Here is a 16,201-nt window from a genome sequence, read left to right as displayed (position 1 = left end):
GTTATAACGTAAGCATCATCTACACCTTATTCAGCTTGTCCTTGTTACGTGTGCAAACGCTTAACATACCGCTAACAATACATTTCGTAATGGTAAATTAAACGTGTCCAACGTACTTAGATCACCTGGCTATTCACCATCAGGTACACCATGATTAGCAAAAATACAGCCAAAAGTGTACTGAACATACGGATTTTGCTTTGTTCAGGACCTACATCACGTTTGTTTTTCACACCTTCTGCAGCCAGTCGCAGCGGTTTACCCATAATTCCTCCAATAGCCGCAATAGCCAAGAGCAGAACGACAACGACCGCCATCCAGATATGAGAATACTCACCTTTTGTCATCAGGTAACCGCCTGTAAGAAGTTGAATCACAAGTCCATACTGCGCGACTTTGTTCAATGAACGTAGCGACGCAAATGCTCCCTCTTGTGCTGCAGCATTCAAAGTACGGATTTTACCGACCACGAATGGCAGAATCAGATAGAACCCCATCGCCAGTGCTCCAACAATATGGAGCAGATACATAATCATTCCCAAAATTTTCATCCTCCTCAACATTTTCGGTGTGCTATACATCACATCCCATTATACTGGGGAACTTATCCAAAGAAAAGAAAACCTCCGGGTTTACCGGAGGTTTTCTCTCTATCTCTGTTCAAAAAGTTTTCAAACTTACAGGTTTACTACCGAAATGACGTTGCGAACCGAGTCAGCAGATTTATCCAATCCTGCTTTTTCTTCCGCGGTCAGTTCAAGTTCGAATATTTTCTCAATGCCATTACCGCCCAGAATGGTTGGTACACCGAGGAACAGATCATTGTAGCCATACTCACCTTCAAGATAAGCGATCACTGGAATAATGCGTTTCTTGTCCTTCAAAATCGCTTCGGTCATCTGAACGAGTGAAGCTGCCGGTGCATAATATGCACTGCCGTTACCGAGCAGATTTACAATTTCACCACCGCCAACACGTGTGCGCTGAACGATGGATTCGATTCGGTCTGCTGGAATCAGCGTATCGATTGGAATGCCACCTACGCTCGAATAACGAACGAGAGGTACCATATCGTCTCCGTGGCCGCCAAGAACGAATCCACGAACATCTTCAACAGATACATTCAGCTCTTGCGCAATGAAGGTACAATAACGTGCTGTATCCAGAACACCTGACTGACCGATAACACGGTTTTTAGGAAAACCCAGGGTCTGATAAGCTGCATAAGTCATCGCATCCACCGGGTTGCTTAGAATAATGACGATGGAATCAGGGCAATATTTTTTCACATTTTCACAAACGGACTTCACGATACCCGCATTCGTATTGACCAGATCATCACGGCTCATACCCGGTTTACGAGCGATACCCGCCGTGATGATTACAATCTCAGAACCAGCAGCATCTTCATAGTTGGAAGTACCGACGATATGACTGTCAAATCCTTGCACAGGACTTGCTTCCATCATATCGAGTGCTTTCCCCTTCGTCGGGTTCTCCAGTTGAGGAATATCAACCAGTACAACATCCCCGAGTTCCTTTTGGGCAAGCATCAATGCGGTCGTAGCTCCGGTAAACCCGGCGCCGACTACTGTGATTTTTTTGCGCTGAATAGTCACGATTCACATCTCCCCTTACAGGTTTTTAATGATTTGATCAGCGAATTCAGAACATTTCACTTCAGTAGCGCCGTCCATCAGACGTGCGAAGTCATACGTTACTGTTTTATTGTTAATGGATGTTTCCATACCTTTGTAGATCAGGTTAGCGGCCTCCTGCCATCCCAAGTGCTCAAGCAGCATTACGCCGGACAGAATAACGGAACCAGGGTTCACGACATCTTTGTCCGCATATTTAGGTGCTGTACCGTGAGTCGCTTCGAAGATGGCATGTCCTGTTACGTAGTTGATGTTCGCTCCAGGAGCGATACCAATTCCGCCAACTTGCGCTGCAAGTGCATCGGACAGATAGTCACCGTTCAGGTTCAGCGTTGCGATCACATCGAATTCACCTGGACGAGTCAATACTTGTTGCAGAGCGATATCAGCAATCGCATCTTTTACGATGATTTTACCAGCATCTTCAGCGGCTTTTTGTGCTGCATTCGCTGCATCTGTACCTTCGTTATCTTTGATGATATCGTATTGTGCCCAAGTGAATACTTTGTCAGCGAACTCTTCTTCAGCCACTTCGTATCCCCAGTTTTTGAATGCACCTTCAGTAAATTTCATGATATTACCTTTGTGTACCAAGGTAACACTCTTACGGTTATGATCAATTGCGTATTGAATTGCTGCACGCACCAAACGTTTCGAACCTTCGGAAGATACGGGTTTGATACCAATACCGGAAGTCTCAGGGAAACGGATTTTGTTAGCACCCATCTCTTGTTGCAAGAATTGGATTACTTTTTTCACTTCTTCAGAACCTTCAGCATACTCGATTCCTGCATAGATATCTTCCGTATTCTCACGGAAAATGACCATGTCTACCAGCTCAGGACGTTTTACCGGAGAAGGTACACCGTCAAAATAACGAACAGGACGCAAGCAAGTGTACAGATCAAGCTCTTGGCGCAGGGCTACGTTCAGGGAACGGATACCGCCACCGATTGGCGTAGTCAATGGTCCTTTGATCGCTACGATATACTCACGAATGGCTTCAAGTGTATCGTTAGGCAACCATTCACCGTATGTATCGAATGCTTTTTGTCCAGCAAACACTTCATACCATGCAATTTTTTTGTTGCCATCATATGCTTTTTCAACAGCTGCATCCAATACACGCTTGGAAGCTTTCCAGATATCACGGCCTGTACCGTCACCTTCGATAAATGGAATGATTGGGTTACTAGGTACTTGAAGTGTACCGTTATCAATTTGAATTTTTTCGCCTTCAGTTGGGTGAGCAAATTTTTCTAATTTCATAGTTAAAATTCCTCCTAGGTTTCATATATGCAGTATTTATAATACCACTAGTCTTGTTGAAGGAAGGGTCCTGAGAGCCCAAGCAAGTAACGCCTCTGCTTTCCAACCCTTCACCTCGTCCTTATTATTATACTGGTTTTGCGGCTATTAGCGAAGTTCAATAGAAACGTATTTCTGTTCTGCAGGGCCAGTGTACTCCGCACGTGGACGAATGATGCGATTGTCCGCAAGCTGTTCCAAAATGTGCGCAGTCCAACCAGATACCCGGCTGATGGCAAAGATCGGCGTAAACAATTCCTGTTGAATATCCAGTTGGGTATATACAGAAGCAGAATAGAAGTCTACGTTTGGCTTCAGTCCTTTTTGTCCTGTTACCAGCTCCTCGATCTTCACAGACATATCATACAGACGTGTGTCATTGTTCAGCTCGCCCAGTTCCTTGGACATCTTCTGCAGATGTTTGGCACGTGGATCACCGTTTTTGTATACGCGATGTCCAAAGCCCATGATCTTTTCACGGTTGTTCAGTTTTTCCTGAATTGCCGCTTCCAGACGATCTGGCGTACCGATCTCATTCAACATTTTCATAACGGCTTCGTTCGCGCCGCCATGCAGTGGTCCCTTCAGTGCGCCAATGGCGGAAGTTACACCGGAATAGATATCCGACAGCGTTGCAACCGTTACGCGGGCTGCAAATGTCGAAGCGTTCAACTCGTGATCCGCATGCAGGACAAGCGCTTGGTCCAATGCTTTTACTGCGGTCTCGGATGGTTCTTCACAAGTCATCATATATAAAAAGTTCTCTGCGATGGAAGCGCCTTCTTTTGGAGCCACAGGTTCTTTGCCCTGACGAATACGGGCGATGGCTGCCACAATCGTTGGCAACTGTGCTTGCAACTTAACGGCTTTGTTCTCATTCGCTTCAGTTGTCATCTCATCAGCTTGCTCGTCGTACAGTGCAAGTGCAGAGATAGCGGAACGAAGTGCTGCCATGGTACTGACGTTTTTCGGATACAATTGGATTTGTGCAATCAACTCGCTCGGAATCGGCGCGTAATCGCTCAGGCTTTTGCGAAGGGATTTCAGTTCATCTGTTGTCGGCAATTTACCAAACCACAACAAATAGGCAACTTCTTCAAAGCTGGCATGTTCAGCCAAATCGTCGATATCGTAACCACGGTATGTAAGCACACCGTCTACAATAGAGCTGATCGAAGAGGTTGTTGCAACGATGCCTTCCAGACCTTTGGTAGCTGTCATATTACATCTCTCCTTTAATAAGCGAAATCAGGAACCATTCCAGAGTGTCATATAAGTGCCAAAATGCACCTATCCTCTTTTTGTAAACATTTTCATTTTAAAATTACCAAATAATTCAAAATACGGTTTTCCTATCTGTCAATCGGTATTTACTTATAACATCATACTGGATTTTGTCGTTTATGTGAACATCATGAGAGTTCATTCGCACATCAAACTTCTTTATCGGAGTGATAAAGCATTTTTGAAAGCCTTTACAAAAACAAGGTTGACATTTAATGTTTTTTAACCAATTCTGTCGTATGAAGAACTTTCTATTGCTATATTCTGTAATACTGAGGCATACTCTAGGCAAAAGAAAGATTCGGGTATAGGTTAACCTCCCGGCGTTTCAAAACCTTGTAAATGCTCTATATTAATTAAGATAGCCATCTATTTCTAATACTGCTTCGTGCATCATACATAGGTTGGCTTAATTGAAATAAGGAGAGTTGATGCTTGGATAGAATTATAATGAAACGTCTGCTCCGCGGCTTATGGGTGATTATTGCGACCGTTCTGATCGCCGTTGCCATATACTTGCTGTTTCCGCTCTTATACCCTTTTGCGATCGCTTGGATTATCGCCTATGCCATGAATCCATTGGTGAAGCTGCTTCAGCATCGAGCACGATTTCCCCGCTGGCTGGCTGTGACTCTTTCATTGATCCTTTATTTTGGAGCCATTGCGGTGGTACTGTCTGCGGCTATTACCCGGATGGTGAAAGAAGTCATTTCACTGACGACAAGTTTCGATCTCCACGTTGATGAGATCAAAGACACGTTTGTGCGCTGGACTCAGAATGACACGATTCAGAGCTTGATTGCGCAGATCAATGAGTTTTACAAGGAAAATCCTAACTACCAGGAAACCATCAACAGCAATATTAGCAAAACAACTGAAACGGTGGGTACAGCCGTGACAGATCTGGTCACCGGATTTTTCAACATGATTCTGAGTCTGCTGACTTCCCTGCCTAACATGGGAGCGGTATTAATCGTTGTTCTGTTGTCTACGTTCTTCATTAGCAAAAGTTGGACCCGACACAGCATCACCGTCTCAGGTTGGGTACCCTCTTCCATTCGCAAGCCGATATCCGACATATGGACTGACCTTAAGAAGGCACTGTTCGGATACGCAAGAGCGCAGTTGATCATGATCTCGATTACAGCACTATTCGTCATGATTGGACTGCTTATATTGCAAGTCAATTCAGCCTTCACCATCGCTCTGATGATTGGTTTGGTCGATCTGCTTCCTTATCTGGGTGTCGGTCTGGTCATGGTGCCTTGGGCAGCATATCTGTTTATGAATGGGGATCTGTATCTGGGGATTGGGATTAGTGTTATCTATCTTATTTTGCTGATCGCCCGTCAGATTATTGAACCGAAGGTACTTGCCAGCAGTGTAGGACTCGACCCGCTCGCCACGCTGGTTGGTATGTTCGTAGGATTGAAGCTATTCGGTGTACTGGGCTTGATTATTGGTCCTGTCAGTCTGGTCATTCTCGATGCGTTCAATCGGGCTAACGTGTTACGCGACCTCAGAACATATATCATCAACGGACGTGTCCGATGAAGCATGACCTTATGAGCACGCAGGACAAATAAAAAAAGGCTTCGTTCAACAGAAATCATCTGCTGAGCGGAGCCTTTTTGCATAACAACTCGTGTTTCATTCATTTCGGACGACGATAAAACGTGATGTTGCCACTTTTCATTTTTTTCTCCAACCATCCCAGGAAGAACAGACGGTATACCGGACGTGTTAACGGAAACACCAGTGTAAACCCGATCAGATCCGTGACAAAGCCTGGAATCAAAAGCAAGAAACCACCGACAAAAATAAAAAGACCATCGACCATTTTTCTTCCAGGTACCTTACCACGTTCCATCTCGGATTTGGCGTCCACAAGTACTTTTCGCCCTTCAAACTGCAACATTGCTATACCAATCAAGGACGTGAGGATCATGAGAAGCAATGTCTTTCCGGCTCCAATCCAGTCACTCATCAGAATGAAACCAAATAATTCAATCACCGGAATGATTAATAGTAAAGCCCACATCCATCTTCGCATTGACGTATTACCCCTTTCCCGAAAGCCACACCTTTTCAAGCGCGCTGTATAGCTCAGAGGCTGCCTTATCCAGCCGAACCGGCTTCCAGTCCCCATTCACCCATACATGCTGGGTAGAGCCTGTAACCAGCCGTTCACCGGGGAGTGATTCATCAGCTGACCATACCCGTTCTCCAATCGCCATATGCTCATCAGGTTCTTCAGACATGCGCCTTATGTCATAATCATAGTTCAGTCGCAGACCGCTAAATGCAGCAATACGGGTGAAAATGATAATCTCATCATCATATCGGGCAGGTTTGTGATACTTCACATCCAGTCCGGTTACGGGAAGCAGTAACCCCTGTTCCTCCATTTTACGATATGTATACCCCATTTGGCGAATCATCTCAGTGCGACCGATTTCAAACCAGTTCAAATAGTTCGCGTGATAGACCACGCCCATCTGGTCACTTTCTTGATAGCGCACACGAAGACGTGCCGCATACCAGCTACCGTTGATCTGTTCCTGCATGTTATCGGCCTCCTTCGCTCTACCATTCATACGTGTTACATCGCTGTAAAGTGTCATTAAGATGGAAAAAAAGCAACGGGACATTAACGCCCCATTGCTTCTTTCCTGTTGCTTCTCCATCCAAAAACGCAATTAAGCGTTGTTTGGAATTTGGCTTACTTTAATCAGGTTGGTAGAACCGGAACGTCCCAAAGGTACACCAGCTGTGATCACAACCAGGTCTCCTTCTTTAACAAGTCCGGATTTTACGCCGCCTTCAATTGCATTTTCGAACAAAGCATCCGTGGAATCAACCAGTCTTCCTTTGACAGGAGTTACACCCCAAGCCAGAGCCAAACGACGGGAAGTTCTATCTTCCGTTGTCACAGCGATGATTGGAGATTCTGGACGATACTTGGAAATCATGCGTGCAGTGTGTCCTGATTCAGTAGAAGTAATGATCGCTTTTGCGTTCAAATCTTGAGCTGAGAGGGCAACCGATTGGCTGATTGCTTCTGTAACGGTTGTTTGTTGAGCAACACGTTGTTTCAGATACAGCTCTTGGTAAGGCAGAGCAGATTCTGCTTTTTCAGCAATACGGGACATAGTCAGAACGGATTCAACTGGGTATTTACCCGCAGCTGTCTCACCAGACAACATGATAGCGTCCGTACCGTCGAAGATCGCATTCGCCACGTCACTTGCTTCCGCACGTGTTGGACGCGGGTTACGCTGCATGGAATCCAGCATTTGTGTAGCTGTGATAACCGGTTTACCCGCAACATTACATTTTTCGATCATGCGTTTTTGTACCAATGGTACTTCTTCCGCAGGAATCTCAACACCCAGGTCTCCACGAGCAACCATCAGGCCGTCAGATACTTCAAGGATTTCATCGAGGTTGTCGACACCTTGTTGGTTTTCGATTTTGGAGATGATTTGGATATGTCCAGCATTGTGTTTCTCAAGCAATTCACGAATCTCAAGTACGTCACTCGCTTTACGAACAAAAGAAGCCGCGATGAAGTCGACACCTTGCTCAATACCAAATACGATATCGTTAGCGTCTTTTTCAGTGATACCCGGCAGAGAAATGGCAACGCCCGGAACGTTAACACCTTTTTTGCTTTTGATCGATCCGCCGTTAACGATACGGCATTTGATCTCGGTGCCTTGCACTTCCACCACAGTCAGTCCGATCAGACCGTCGTCGATCAGAATTGTAGATCCCGGTTCAACATCATTCGGAAGATCTGTATACGTAATGGAAAGACGTTCTTTGGTGCCCAGAATTTCTTCTGTTGTCAAAGTGATGTACTCGTCTTGAACCAATTCAATCGGCTCAACTTCGAGTTTACCTGTCCGAATTTCCGGTCCTTTGGTGTCCAGCAGGATCGCTACTGTTTTGTTCAACTCTTCGCATGCTTGGCGAATCGCAATGATCCGTCCGCCGTGCTCATCGAAATCACCGTGGGAGAAGTTCAGACGGGCCACATTCATACCGGCCATAATCAATTTTTTGGTATTCTCCAGAGATTCACTGGATGGACCAATGGTACATACAATTTTCGTTTTGCGCATTTTGGGTTTCCTCCGATTTTAAAGGTATATCTCTTTATCTATTTTTCTTTTTCCAACTATTAAATTTACTATACTTTTGCTCATTTGTATAGGAAATTCGTCACATTATTCAGCATTTCCCGACAAATTACTCGCCACATCGACTTCTACAGGCTCTTGAGGGGCTTCAATGGGTGCTTGAGGTTCAAACGTGACCGATCCAATTTTACGGAATTTCTCATAACGATCCTGTTTCAGCTGATCTCCGCTCCAACCCTTCATCTCGTCGAGATGACGGACCAAAGCTTCGCTGATGAAAGCAGCAGACGCTTCATAATCCCGATGAGCACCGCCGCGTGGCTCAGGGATGATATCTTCAATGACTTCCATCTCCAGGAGGTCTTTGGCTGTTATTTTCATCGCTTCAGCCGCCTGATCTGCCTTGGATGCATCCTTCCAGAGAATCGAAGCAGCCCCGTTCGGAGAGATCGCAGAATAGATCGCATGTTCCAGCATCAACACACGATTACCCACAGCCATAGCGAGGGCACCGCCGCTTCCACCTTCGCCGATGACCACAACAATAACAGGGACCGAAAGCTTCGCCATTTCCATCAGGTTGCGAGCAATAGCTTCCGATTGACCTCTCTCTTCTGCAGTATTACCCGGATACGCCCCTTTAGTATCAATAAACGTAATAATAGGGCGGCCAAATTTGTTCGCTTGTTTCATCAGACGCAGCCCTTTTCGGAAACCTTCCGGATGAGCGCTCCCGAAAAAGCGGGCGATATTATCCTTCGTATCTTTCCCCCGCTGTTGTCCAATTACCGTTACTGTCTTTCCATTCAACTTGGCAAGCCCACCAACAACCGCAAGATCGTCTCCGAACATGCGGTCGCCGTGCAGCTCAATGAAGTCTGTAAATATCAGCTGGATCAGATCCAGCGCAGTTGGACGCTGCTGATGACGCGCCAGATGCATCTTCTGAGCTGCCGTTATGCCCGTGTAGATCTCTTCTTCAAGTCTATGGTAACGTTCTTCCAGGCGGGCAATCTCGTCCGTGAAGTCGATGCCTTTTTCCTGTCCAAACTGTACGAGTTCATCAATCTTTTTGCGCATCTCAATCAGAGGCGCTTCATATGGCAACTCACCCGCCATTTAGACCCCTCCTTTTTCACTATGCATATCCAAAAGCTTGCCAAGAGTGGCCCGAAGTTCTTTCCGGTGCACAACCATGTCCAACTGACCGTGTTGCATATTAAATTCAGCCGTCTGGAAATCATCAGGTAACTTCTGACGGATCGTCTGTTCGATAACGATTCTGCCGGCAAAACCAAATACAGCGCCAGGTTCGGCAATGTTAATATCGCCAAGGCTCGCAAAACTTGCCGAGACTCCACCTGTCGTTGGGTCCGTAATGACCGAAATGTACAGCCCGCCCTGTTCATCCAAACGGGATAAAGCTGCGCTTGTTTTGGCCATTTGCATAAGACTGAGAATACTCTCCTGCATCCGGGCACCACCTGATGTGGAGAAAATGATCAATGGCAGGCGTTTCTCCGTTGCATGCTCAATGGCACGGGTGATTTTCTCCCCTACAACCGAACCCATACTGCCCGTGAAGAAATCAAAACTCATGACAGCGACAACTACAGGCAGGCCATCAATGGTTCCTTCCCCCGTAATTACCGCTTCTTTCAGACCCGATTTCAGGCGCTGTTGTTCCAGTTTGTTGCTATATCCAGGAAAGCCAAGTGGGTCAACCGATATCATATCAGCGTCAAACTCAACAAACCCTTGATCATCAAGTACCATAGCAATGCGCTCCATAGCGTTAAGGCGCATATGGTAACCGCAAGCAGGACATACTTTCAGATTTTTCTCCAATTCCTTGCTATATTGAATGGTGCCGCATTTGCTGCACTTGTTCATAAGCCCTTCAGGTATTTCACGTTTTGGGCGTTCTAGGACTTCCTGGCCTTCGCCGGGAAGTGCACGCTCGGAAGGTATGGTAGCGTACTTCCGTTTCTTCTGGAATATATCTTTGAACACAACTACACCTCTCCAGCCGTTGATTTGATGGCCGCAACCTGCAGTTCGCTGCTTGTGGCAGCTTCATCCGCGTGCTACGGTAAACCGCTTACGACCCACACGCTGCCATGGGCCTTGTCCAGCATTCACAACAAAAAAATCCGCCGGTACAGGGCAAGGATCAGCGGCTTCTGTCAGCACGATTGATGTTACCTGCAATAACCGAAAGATTGTTGCGCCGATGTTTGAATCTATCTTGGTAGGGTCTCCGGGAGCAACCAGGTCGGTCCTTGTCCTAACAAAAAAAGAAGGAAGGACAGCAGCATACAATACATGCAAGTCGATTCCTCTCTCCGCTTACGCGATTAGTCCCTTATGTACCGATGGTACTTCTTCATCTGCCAAGGCACGTCGATGTCGAACGAATCAGGAATGCAGAATGGAATTCAGCACTTCCTGGACCTCTTCCAATTCCCCAGAAGGGACGCGAATCTCAAATTGCTGCTTGGATAAACTGATGGGACGGGTCTGTACCAGAAAACCTTCTTCCGAAAGCTTGGTCTTGATCTTGTCCGCAACCTTTGCTGTCGGCGCAATGTAAATCACCGTCCACATGCCTTGTCCGCCCCCTAAGCTAATGTTCAGAGCCCGTATATTGGACTAATGATAACATACCTCACTTTTTTTCTGCAAGAAAGGGTTCGGGACCTTTGGGGAGAATTCGGGATCATGAGGGACGTTTGTCCCCCACGAATAACTCATATGGTTGACGAAATCTTCTTGTTCATCCCCTCCGATAAGCGGTATCAAGCCTATCAGGGCAGCCTCAGCCGCCCTTGATGACTTCATATGAGCCATTGGAGTGACAACAGCATATAAGCATGGAAATGCAGGGGGTTACAGGTCTGAGGGGTATTTTTTGGCTTTAATATTTTTGTGTGCAATCCGGGCAGATGCGGCAGCCGCCACCCCTGCGACCAGATCATCCAAAAAGACATGAATGGCTGTTGCATGTTCGTTCAAATCATGAATAACACCTATTTTTTCTTTATCGAGATAACCAAAGCTGGTTAAACCGATCATACCATACACATGAGTAATGCCGAGGGCCAGAGTCTCGTCCACTCCATACAGGGATTCATCCGCTTCCATAATAGCCTGTAACGGTTGGGGCAAGAGTTTTTTCTCCGCAAGTTCGTCGAGAGCAATACCGGTATAGAGCGTATATTGCACCTCTCGTTTCTGCAGAACGGATTTCACGCTGGTTACACAGTCGTCCAAGGTCAGTTCGGGGTGGTACCCTTTTTGCAGACGGTATACAATTGCTGCGATTGCATCAATCCGTACACCCCGCCGGGCCAGCATGGCTTCTACGATTTCATATGACATATCTCGACCTCCCGCATCAATCCCCCGAGGACCGCGAGGTCCTTCGGTGTTCTCAAGTGTATGCAGCAACCTGTTAAAATGTTCATAAAATGTGCGGATGGTTGAGACCATTAACACTATGGACATGTTGCAGGATTGTACATTCCGCTCTGGTCTGCAGCTGGCCTATAACTGATCTTCAATTCGTTTATTTAAATCCTGTCGTCAATAAACCGCGCTAAAAATAATAACCGAAAAAACCTGTTCAGCATTTAGCCGAACAGGTTTCATATTATGGGAATAAGAGCTATCACTTGCGGGACAGCCTCTTATTTAATTTTGACCGTGCCTTCACCCAGCATCTTCTCCATATCGGAGAACAGGGCTGGTGATGGCTTAATCCGATAGGCATCGCTCAGCGCAAGCAGCTTCTGTTGCTGCTCATAGAAGAGCACCGTCGCTACAGGTCCGGGATGCTCCTGAAGCAGCTGCTTCAGACGTGCCAGAAGCTCAGGCTTCTCCGCATGCGGGGCGATCTTCACGAACACCCGCTGCTCCACCGCCCGCGCTCCGCGGCTCTGCTCCGGGCTGCCAGCCGCCTCTGCGGCACCGCCGGCCCGGGAAGCCACTGCCGTGGCTGCGCCCGTGCCCGCCGCATCGCTGCGCGTCGCTGCAGAGCCTTGGCTCCCGCTGCTACGCACAGCGGAAGCCTCCCCGCCTGCGCTGCTGCGCTGCGCTTCGGCTCCTGCGCCCGCTGGCCGCCGCGGCGAAGCCGCCTGCGCCGGGCGCGAAGAGCTGCCGCTGCCGGGCTTGCCGCGCCGGTCACGGCTGCGCAGCTGCTGTTCCAGTGCCGCCGGTGACAACGGCGCCACTTCCTCAGCCAGCAGCTTAACCCCTTCGTCCTGCTGCTGCACTTTGGCACGCACGACGAGCAGTTCACCTTTCCCGACATGCTGCTGGCAACGCCGCCATACTTCGGGAAAGAGAACCACTTCGCAGCGTTCAATCTGGTCTTCCAGCTCCATGAACGCCATAGCCTTGCCCTGTTTCGTCGTAATCGACTTCACGGACACGACCATTCCCGCGGCGACGGTCATCGTATCGTCAGCCGCCTCCGTCAGCTCCATGATCCGGTCAGCTCCACTCGATTCCAGCACATCTTCATAGTCATCCAGCGGATGCCCGGAAAGATACAAGCCTAACAACTCACGCTCCAGCTCCAGTTGCTGCCCTGAAGAATAAGGGGGGATTTCCGGATATTCGATCTCCCAGTTCGGCGTCTCCACGAAGTCGAACAATTGAATCTGCAGATCCTCGCGCTCCTTGCGCCATTTCAGCGCTGCCTCTACCGTCTCATCCAGCATCGCGAGCAATTGGGCCCGGTGTCCAGGCAAGGTGTCAAAAGCGCCTGCCTGAATCAACGATTCAATCACACGTTTGTTGCATACACGCAAGTCCACACGACGACAAAAATCGAGTAGGCTGTCGAACGGTCTCTCCTGTCTTACGATCATGATGCTTTCCATCGCCTGGGTACCGACATTTTTCACAGCAGCCAGACCAAATCGTATTGCACCCGTTAATTTTTTATCATCCGCGTGCGAAGAAGACGCTTCTTGCCCCTGGTCATTGCCATTTTCCGTTGAAGCAGCCGTCACCAATCCCGGTTCCTTCCGGTTGTCCGATGCCTCAGGCATGGATGTCGCTGCTTGCCACTCATATCCGCCACTGTCCTCTTCCGGCCCAGGACCGGGATCATCTGGCAGAGGTGCTTCACCATATTCGGCTTGTCCCGAATACCCATCATGCTCATGAACGGGATGTTCATCGAAAGAACTTCCGTTACCGTTCGCGGCATGTTCTTCGACAGGACTTCCGGTGTCACGCTCTGCATCCGCTTCCGCAGTCTGTCTGGATGAATCCTGATCCTCAGTTTTTTCACTGCCGGACGGCACAAATACAGGCGTAAACAGAATACCGCTCTCATTCACATCCGGCGGAAGCACCTCCATGTCCATACGCCGACATTCCACCACGTACTCTGCCACTTTACGATGACTACCCATCACAGCTGTCAGCATGGACGCCATAAAATGAACCGGATAATGTGCCTTTAGATAGGCCGTCTGGAACGCGAGCACACCATATGCCGCGGCATGAGCACGCGGGAAGCCATAATTGGCAAACTTGACGATCATATCATAGACCAGGTCTGCCTCTTCTTCGCTATACCCTTGTTTCAGACTACCCTGTACAAAGTGTCCACGCTCGAGATCCAGCACTTCCCGCTTCTTCTTGGAGACCGCTCTGCGAAGCAAATCTGCTTCCCCCAGCGAGAAACCCGCCATCCGGGAGGCAATCTGCATGATCTGCTCCTGATATACAATGATCCCGTACGTATCTTTCAGGATAGGCTCCAAATCCACATGGGGATAATCCACTTCGATCTGTCCATGCTTGCCCTGAATGTATTTGGATATGAACTCCATTGGACCTGGACGATACAAGGCAAGTACAGAGATTACATCTTCAAATACACTTGGCTTCAATTCTTTCAGCACACGGCGTACCCCGGCAGATTCCAGTTGGAATATGCCCATCGTATCGCCTCGCCCAAGCATCTCGTACGTTAACGCATCATCATCGGGGATAAGGCGGAAATCCGGAATTTCTCCATGTTCCCCAATCCAGCGCACACAACGCTCAATGATTGAGAGAGTACGCAGACCCAAAAAGTCCATCTTGAGCAACCCTATTGACTCCAGGTTTTCCATCGAATACTGGGTTAACGCGGTCCCTTCACTGCCTTCTTGAAGCGGCACCGCATCGGTCAGCGGATCACGGGAGATGACCACTCCCGCAGCATGCGTCGAAGCATGACGTGGCATGCCCTCGACCTTCATGGCCATATCCAGCAGTTCACGCGTTTTCGGTTTGGTCTCATACAGCGCCTTCAGTTCAGGTGTAGCTTCCATGGCCCGCTCGATGTTAATGCCGAGCTGCGCTGGAATAAGCTTCGCAGCCTTGTCCACTTCGCCATAAGGCACATTCAATGCCCGCCCCACATCACGTACGGCTGCTCGGGCAGCCATCGTTCCAAACGTAATAATCTGGGCGACATGGGCTTTGCCATATTTATGCGCCACATAATCAATGACTTCATCCCGCCGCTCATCGCTGAAGTCAATATCAATATCCGGCATCGAGATCCGCTCGGGATTCAGGAATCGTTCGAAGAGCAGGTTGTATTTCATCGGATCAACATCGGTAATGTGCAAAGTGTAAGCTACCAAACTACCTGCCGAGGAGCCCCGGCCTGGTCCAGTAACAATCCCTTGCTTATGCGCATAGGCGATAAAATCCCAGACAATCAGGAAATAATCCGAGAACCCCATGCTGTCGATTACACCCAGTTCATACGCCAGTCGTTGTTCAAGTTCGGATCGAAGCTCCGCGTCTGTCCAGCGTGTGGACTGCGCGTAACGCTCCTTCATTCCTTCTTCGCACAGCTGACGCAGATACGCCGAAGGGCTGAGCCCATCAGGAAGCGGTCTGTACTCCGGCAAAATCGATTTGCCGAATTCCAGCTCCAATTCACAGGACTCCGCAATGCGGACGGTGTTCGCCAAAGCTTCCGGTACATGAGGAAACAAGCGAGCCATCTCTTCTTCACTTTTCAGATAGAGCTGATTGGTTCCGATCCGAAGCCGACTCTCATCATCCACGGTCTTGCCCGTTCCGATACAGATCAGCACATCCTGAAGTTCAGCATCCTCTTCCGACAGGTAATGCGCATCATTGGTCGCTACAAGTGGAATCTCAAGTTCAGCAGCCAGTTTGATCAACTGCGGATTTACCCTTTTTTGCTCGGAAAGCCCATGATCCTGAAGTTCCAGATAGAAGTCGGCACCAAAAATATTTTTATAGCGTAACGCCGCACGTCTTGCCTCTTCTTCTCGTCCATGCAGCAGATGCTGTGGTACTTCCCCGCCGAGACACGCACTGAGGCAGATTATGCCCTCGTGATGGGCAGCCAGACTTTCCATATCTACACGTGGTTTGTAATGAAAACCTTCGAGATGTCCAATCGAGCACAATTTCATCAGATTACGGTAACCCGTCATATTTTTGGCCAGCAAAATCAAATGATGAATCGGTTGATCCTTGCGGCTTCCCCGCTCTTTGCGGGACCCTGCTGTCATGTATGCCTCGCAACCAATAATCGGCTTGATGCCTCGCTCCATACATGCTTTATAAAAAGGAATTGCACCATACATCACGCCATGGTCGGTCAGCGCCAGTGTTGTCATTCCAAGATCTGCAGCCTTACCCACGAGATCCGGAATACGCGCAGCGCCGTCCAGCAAACTGTATTCGCTGTGAACGTGCAAATGCACAAAAGAACTCATGTTTTTTCTTCCTTTCGCCGCAGATAGTCACAGCATC

General features: G+C 48.3%; 14 protein-coding genes. 1 reads left to right on the top strand and 13 read right to left on the bottom strand.

Translation table 11 applies throughout. The features are described 5' to 3' along the window. Nucleotides 1-116 precede the first annotated feature (116 nt). The 4 genes from NYE45_RS09375 to citZ form a co-directional block, all read right to left on the bottom strand. The gene (locus NYE45_RS09375) at nt 117-542 is read right to left on the bottom strand and encodes a hypothetical protein (protein ID WP_139331820.1); all 426 of its coding nucleotides are present in this window, start codon (nt 540-542) and stop codon (nt 117-119) included. 135 nt (nt 543-677) lie between these two features. After that, nucleotides 678-1,619, bottom strand: coding sequence for a malate dehydrogenase (gene mdh / locus NYE45_RS09370; protein ID WP_340016470.1), 942 nt, complete (start codon nt 1,617-1,619; stop codon nt 678-680). A gap of 15 nt (nt 1,620-1,634) precedes the next feature. Further along, complete coding sequence (gene icd / locus NYE45_RS09365; protein WP_076330335.1) at nt 1,635-2,927, bottom strand: NADP-dependent isocitrate dehydrogenase; 1,293 nt, start codon at nt 2,925-2,927, stop codon at nt 1,635-1,637. 147 nt (nt 2,928-3,074) lie between these two features. Beyond that, nucleotides 3,075-4,187 (bottom strand): citrate synthase, encoded by a 1,113-nt coding sequence (citZ, locus tag NYE45_RS09360; protein WP_340016469.1) that lies wholly within the window; start codon nt 4,185-4,187, stop codon nt 3,075-3,077. A gap of 498 nt (nt 4,188-4,685) precedes the next feature. Between citZ and ytvI the strand changes: the two genes are divergently transcribed. Continuing rightward, entirely contained in the window at nt 4,686-5,804 is a 1,119-nt protein-coding gene (gene ytvI / locus NYE45_RS09355; protein WP_062833550.1) for a sporulation integral membrane protein YtvI, read from the top strand. Between the two features lie 100 nt (nt 5,805-5,904). Here ytvI and NYE45_RS09350 read toward each other — a convergent pair whose 3' ends face one another. The 9 genes from NYE45_RS09350 to NYE45_RS09310 form a co-directional block, all read right to left on the bottom strand. Continuing rightward, a complete protein-coding gene (locus tag NYE45_RS09350) occupies nt 5,905-6,303 on the bottom strand; it encodes an FxsA family protein (protein WP_340016468.1) in 399 nt (132 codons plus the stop codon). Nucleotides 6,304-6,310: 7 nt separating this feature from the next. Further along, nucleotides 6,311-6,817 (bottom strand): thioesterase family protein, encoded by a 507-nt coding sequence (locus tag NYE45_RS09345; protein WP_340016467.1) that lies wholly within the window; start codon nt 6,815-6,817, stop codon nt 6,311-6,313. 132 nt (nt 6,818-6,949) lie between these two features. Further along, on the bottom strand, nt 6,950-8,377 hold the full coding sequence (gene pyk / locus NYE45_RS09340; RefSeq protein ID WP_062833547.1) for a pyruvate kinase: 1,428 nt from the start codon (nt 8,375-8,377) through the stop codon (nt 6,950-6,952). A gap of 105 nt (nt 8,378-8,482) precedes the next feature. Beyond that, nucleotides 8,483-9,514, bottom strand: coding sequence for an acetyl-CoA carboxylase carboxyltransferase subunit alpha (locus tag NYE45_RS09335; protein WP_340016466.1), 1,032 nt, complete (start codon nt 9,512-9,514; stop codon nt 8,483-8,485). Next, nucleotides 9,515-10,408 (bottom strand): acetyl-CoA carboxylase, carboxyltransferase subunit beta, encoded by an 894-nt coding sequence (accD, locus tag NYE45_RS09330; protein ID WP_036609844.1) that lies wholly within the window; start codon nt 10,406-10,408, stop codon nt 9,515-9,517. A gap of 63 nt (nt 10,409-10,471) precedes the next feature. Beyond that, complete coding sequence (locus NYE45_RS09325; RefSeq protein ID WP_268801799.1) at nt 10,472-10,606, bottom strand: hypothetical protein; 135 nt, start codon at nt 10,604-10,606, stop codon at nt 10,472-10,474. 207 nt (nt 10,607-10,813) lie between these two features. Beyond that, complete coding sequence (locus tag NYE45_RS09320) at nt 10,814-11,002, bottom strand: hypothetical protein (RefSeq protein ID WP_017689496.1); 189 nt, start codon at nt 11,000-11,002, stop codon at nt 10,814-10,816. A 282-nt stretch (nt 11,003-11,284) separates the two neighbouring features. After that, entirely contained in the window at nt 11,285-11,776 is a 492-nt protein-coding gene (locus tag NYE45_RS09315) for a phosphatidylglycerophosphatase A (RefSeq protein ID WP_062833545.1), read from the bottom strand. Nucleotides 11,777-12,084: 308 nt separating this feature from the next. Next, complete coding sequence (locus NYE45_RS09310) at nt 12,085-16,164, bottom strand: DNA polymerase III subunit alpha (protein ID WP_340016465.1); 4,080 nt, start codon at nt 16,162-16,164, stop codon at nt 12,085-12,087. Nucleotides 16,165-16,201: the final 37 nt, after the last annotated feature.

Origin of the sequence: Paenibacillus sp. FSL K6-1318, assembly GCF_037976905.1 — a bacterium.
Classification (GTDB): domain Bacteria; phylum Bacillota; class Bacilli; order Paenibacillales; family Paenibacillaceae; genus Paenibacillus; species Paenibacillus amylolyticus_A.
The sequence above is the reverse complement of the archived record's forward strand: the minus strand, read 5'-3'. Positions and strand labels throughout refer to the sequence as shown.

Excerpts from the sequence above, each read along its gene's own strand:
- NYE45_RS09335 (WP_340016466.1), bottom strand. The coding sequence starts at position 9,514 with ATGGCGGGTGAGTTGCCATATGAAGCGCCTCTGATTGAGATGCGCAAA.
- citZ (WP_340016469.1), bottom strand. The coding sequence starts at position 4,187 with ATGACAGCTACCAAAGGTCTGGAAGGCATCGTTGCAACAACCTCTTCG.
- NYE45_RS09320 (WP_017689496.1), bottom strand. The coding sequence starts at position 11,002 with ATGTGGACGGTGATTTACATTGCGCCGACAGCAAAGGTTGCGGACAAG.
- NYE45_RS09350 (WP_340016468.1), bottom strand. The coding sequence starts at position 6,303 with ATGCGAAGATGGATGTGGGCTTTACTATTAATCATTCCGGTGATTGAA.
- NYE45_RS09310 (WP_340016465.1), bottom strand. The coding sequence starts at position 16,164 with ATGAGTTCTTTTGTGCATTTGCACGTTCACAGCGAATACAGTTTGCTG.
- NYE45_RS09315 (WP_062833545.1), bottom strand. The coding sequence starts at position 11,776 with ATGTCATATGAAATCGTAGAAGCCATGCTGGCCCGGCGGGGTGTACGG.
- icd (WP_076330335.1), bottom strand. The coding sequence starts at position 2,927 with ATGAAATTAGAAAAATTTGCTCACCCAACTGAAGGCGAAAAAATTCAA.
- NYE45_RS09345 (WP_340016467.1), bottom strand. The coding sequence starts at position 6,817 with ATGCAGGAACAGATCAACGGTAGCTGGTATGCGGCACGTCTTCGTGTG.
- pyk (WP_062833547.1), bottom strand. The coding sequence starts at position 8,377 with ATGCGCAAAACGAAAATTGTATGTACCATTGGTCCATCCAGTGAATCT.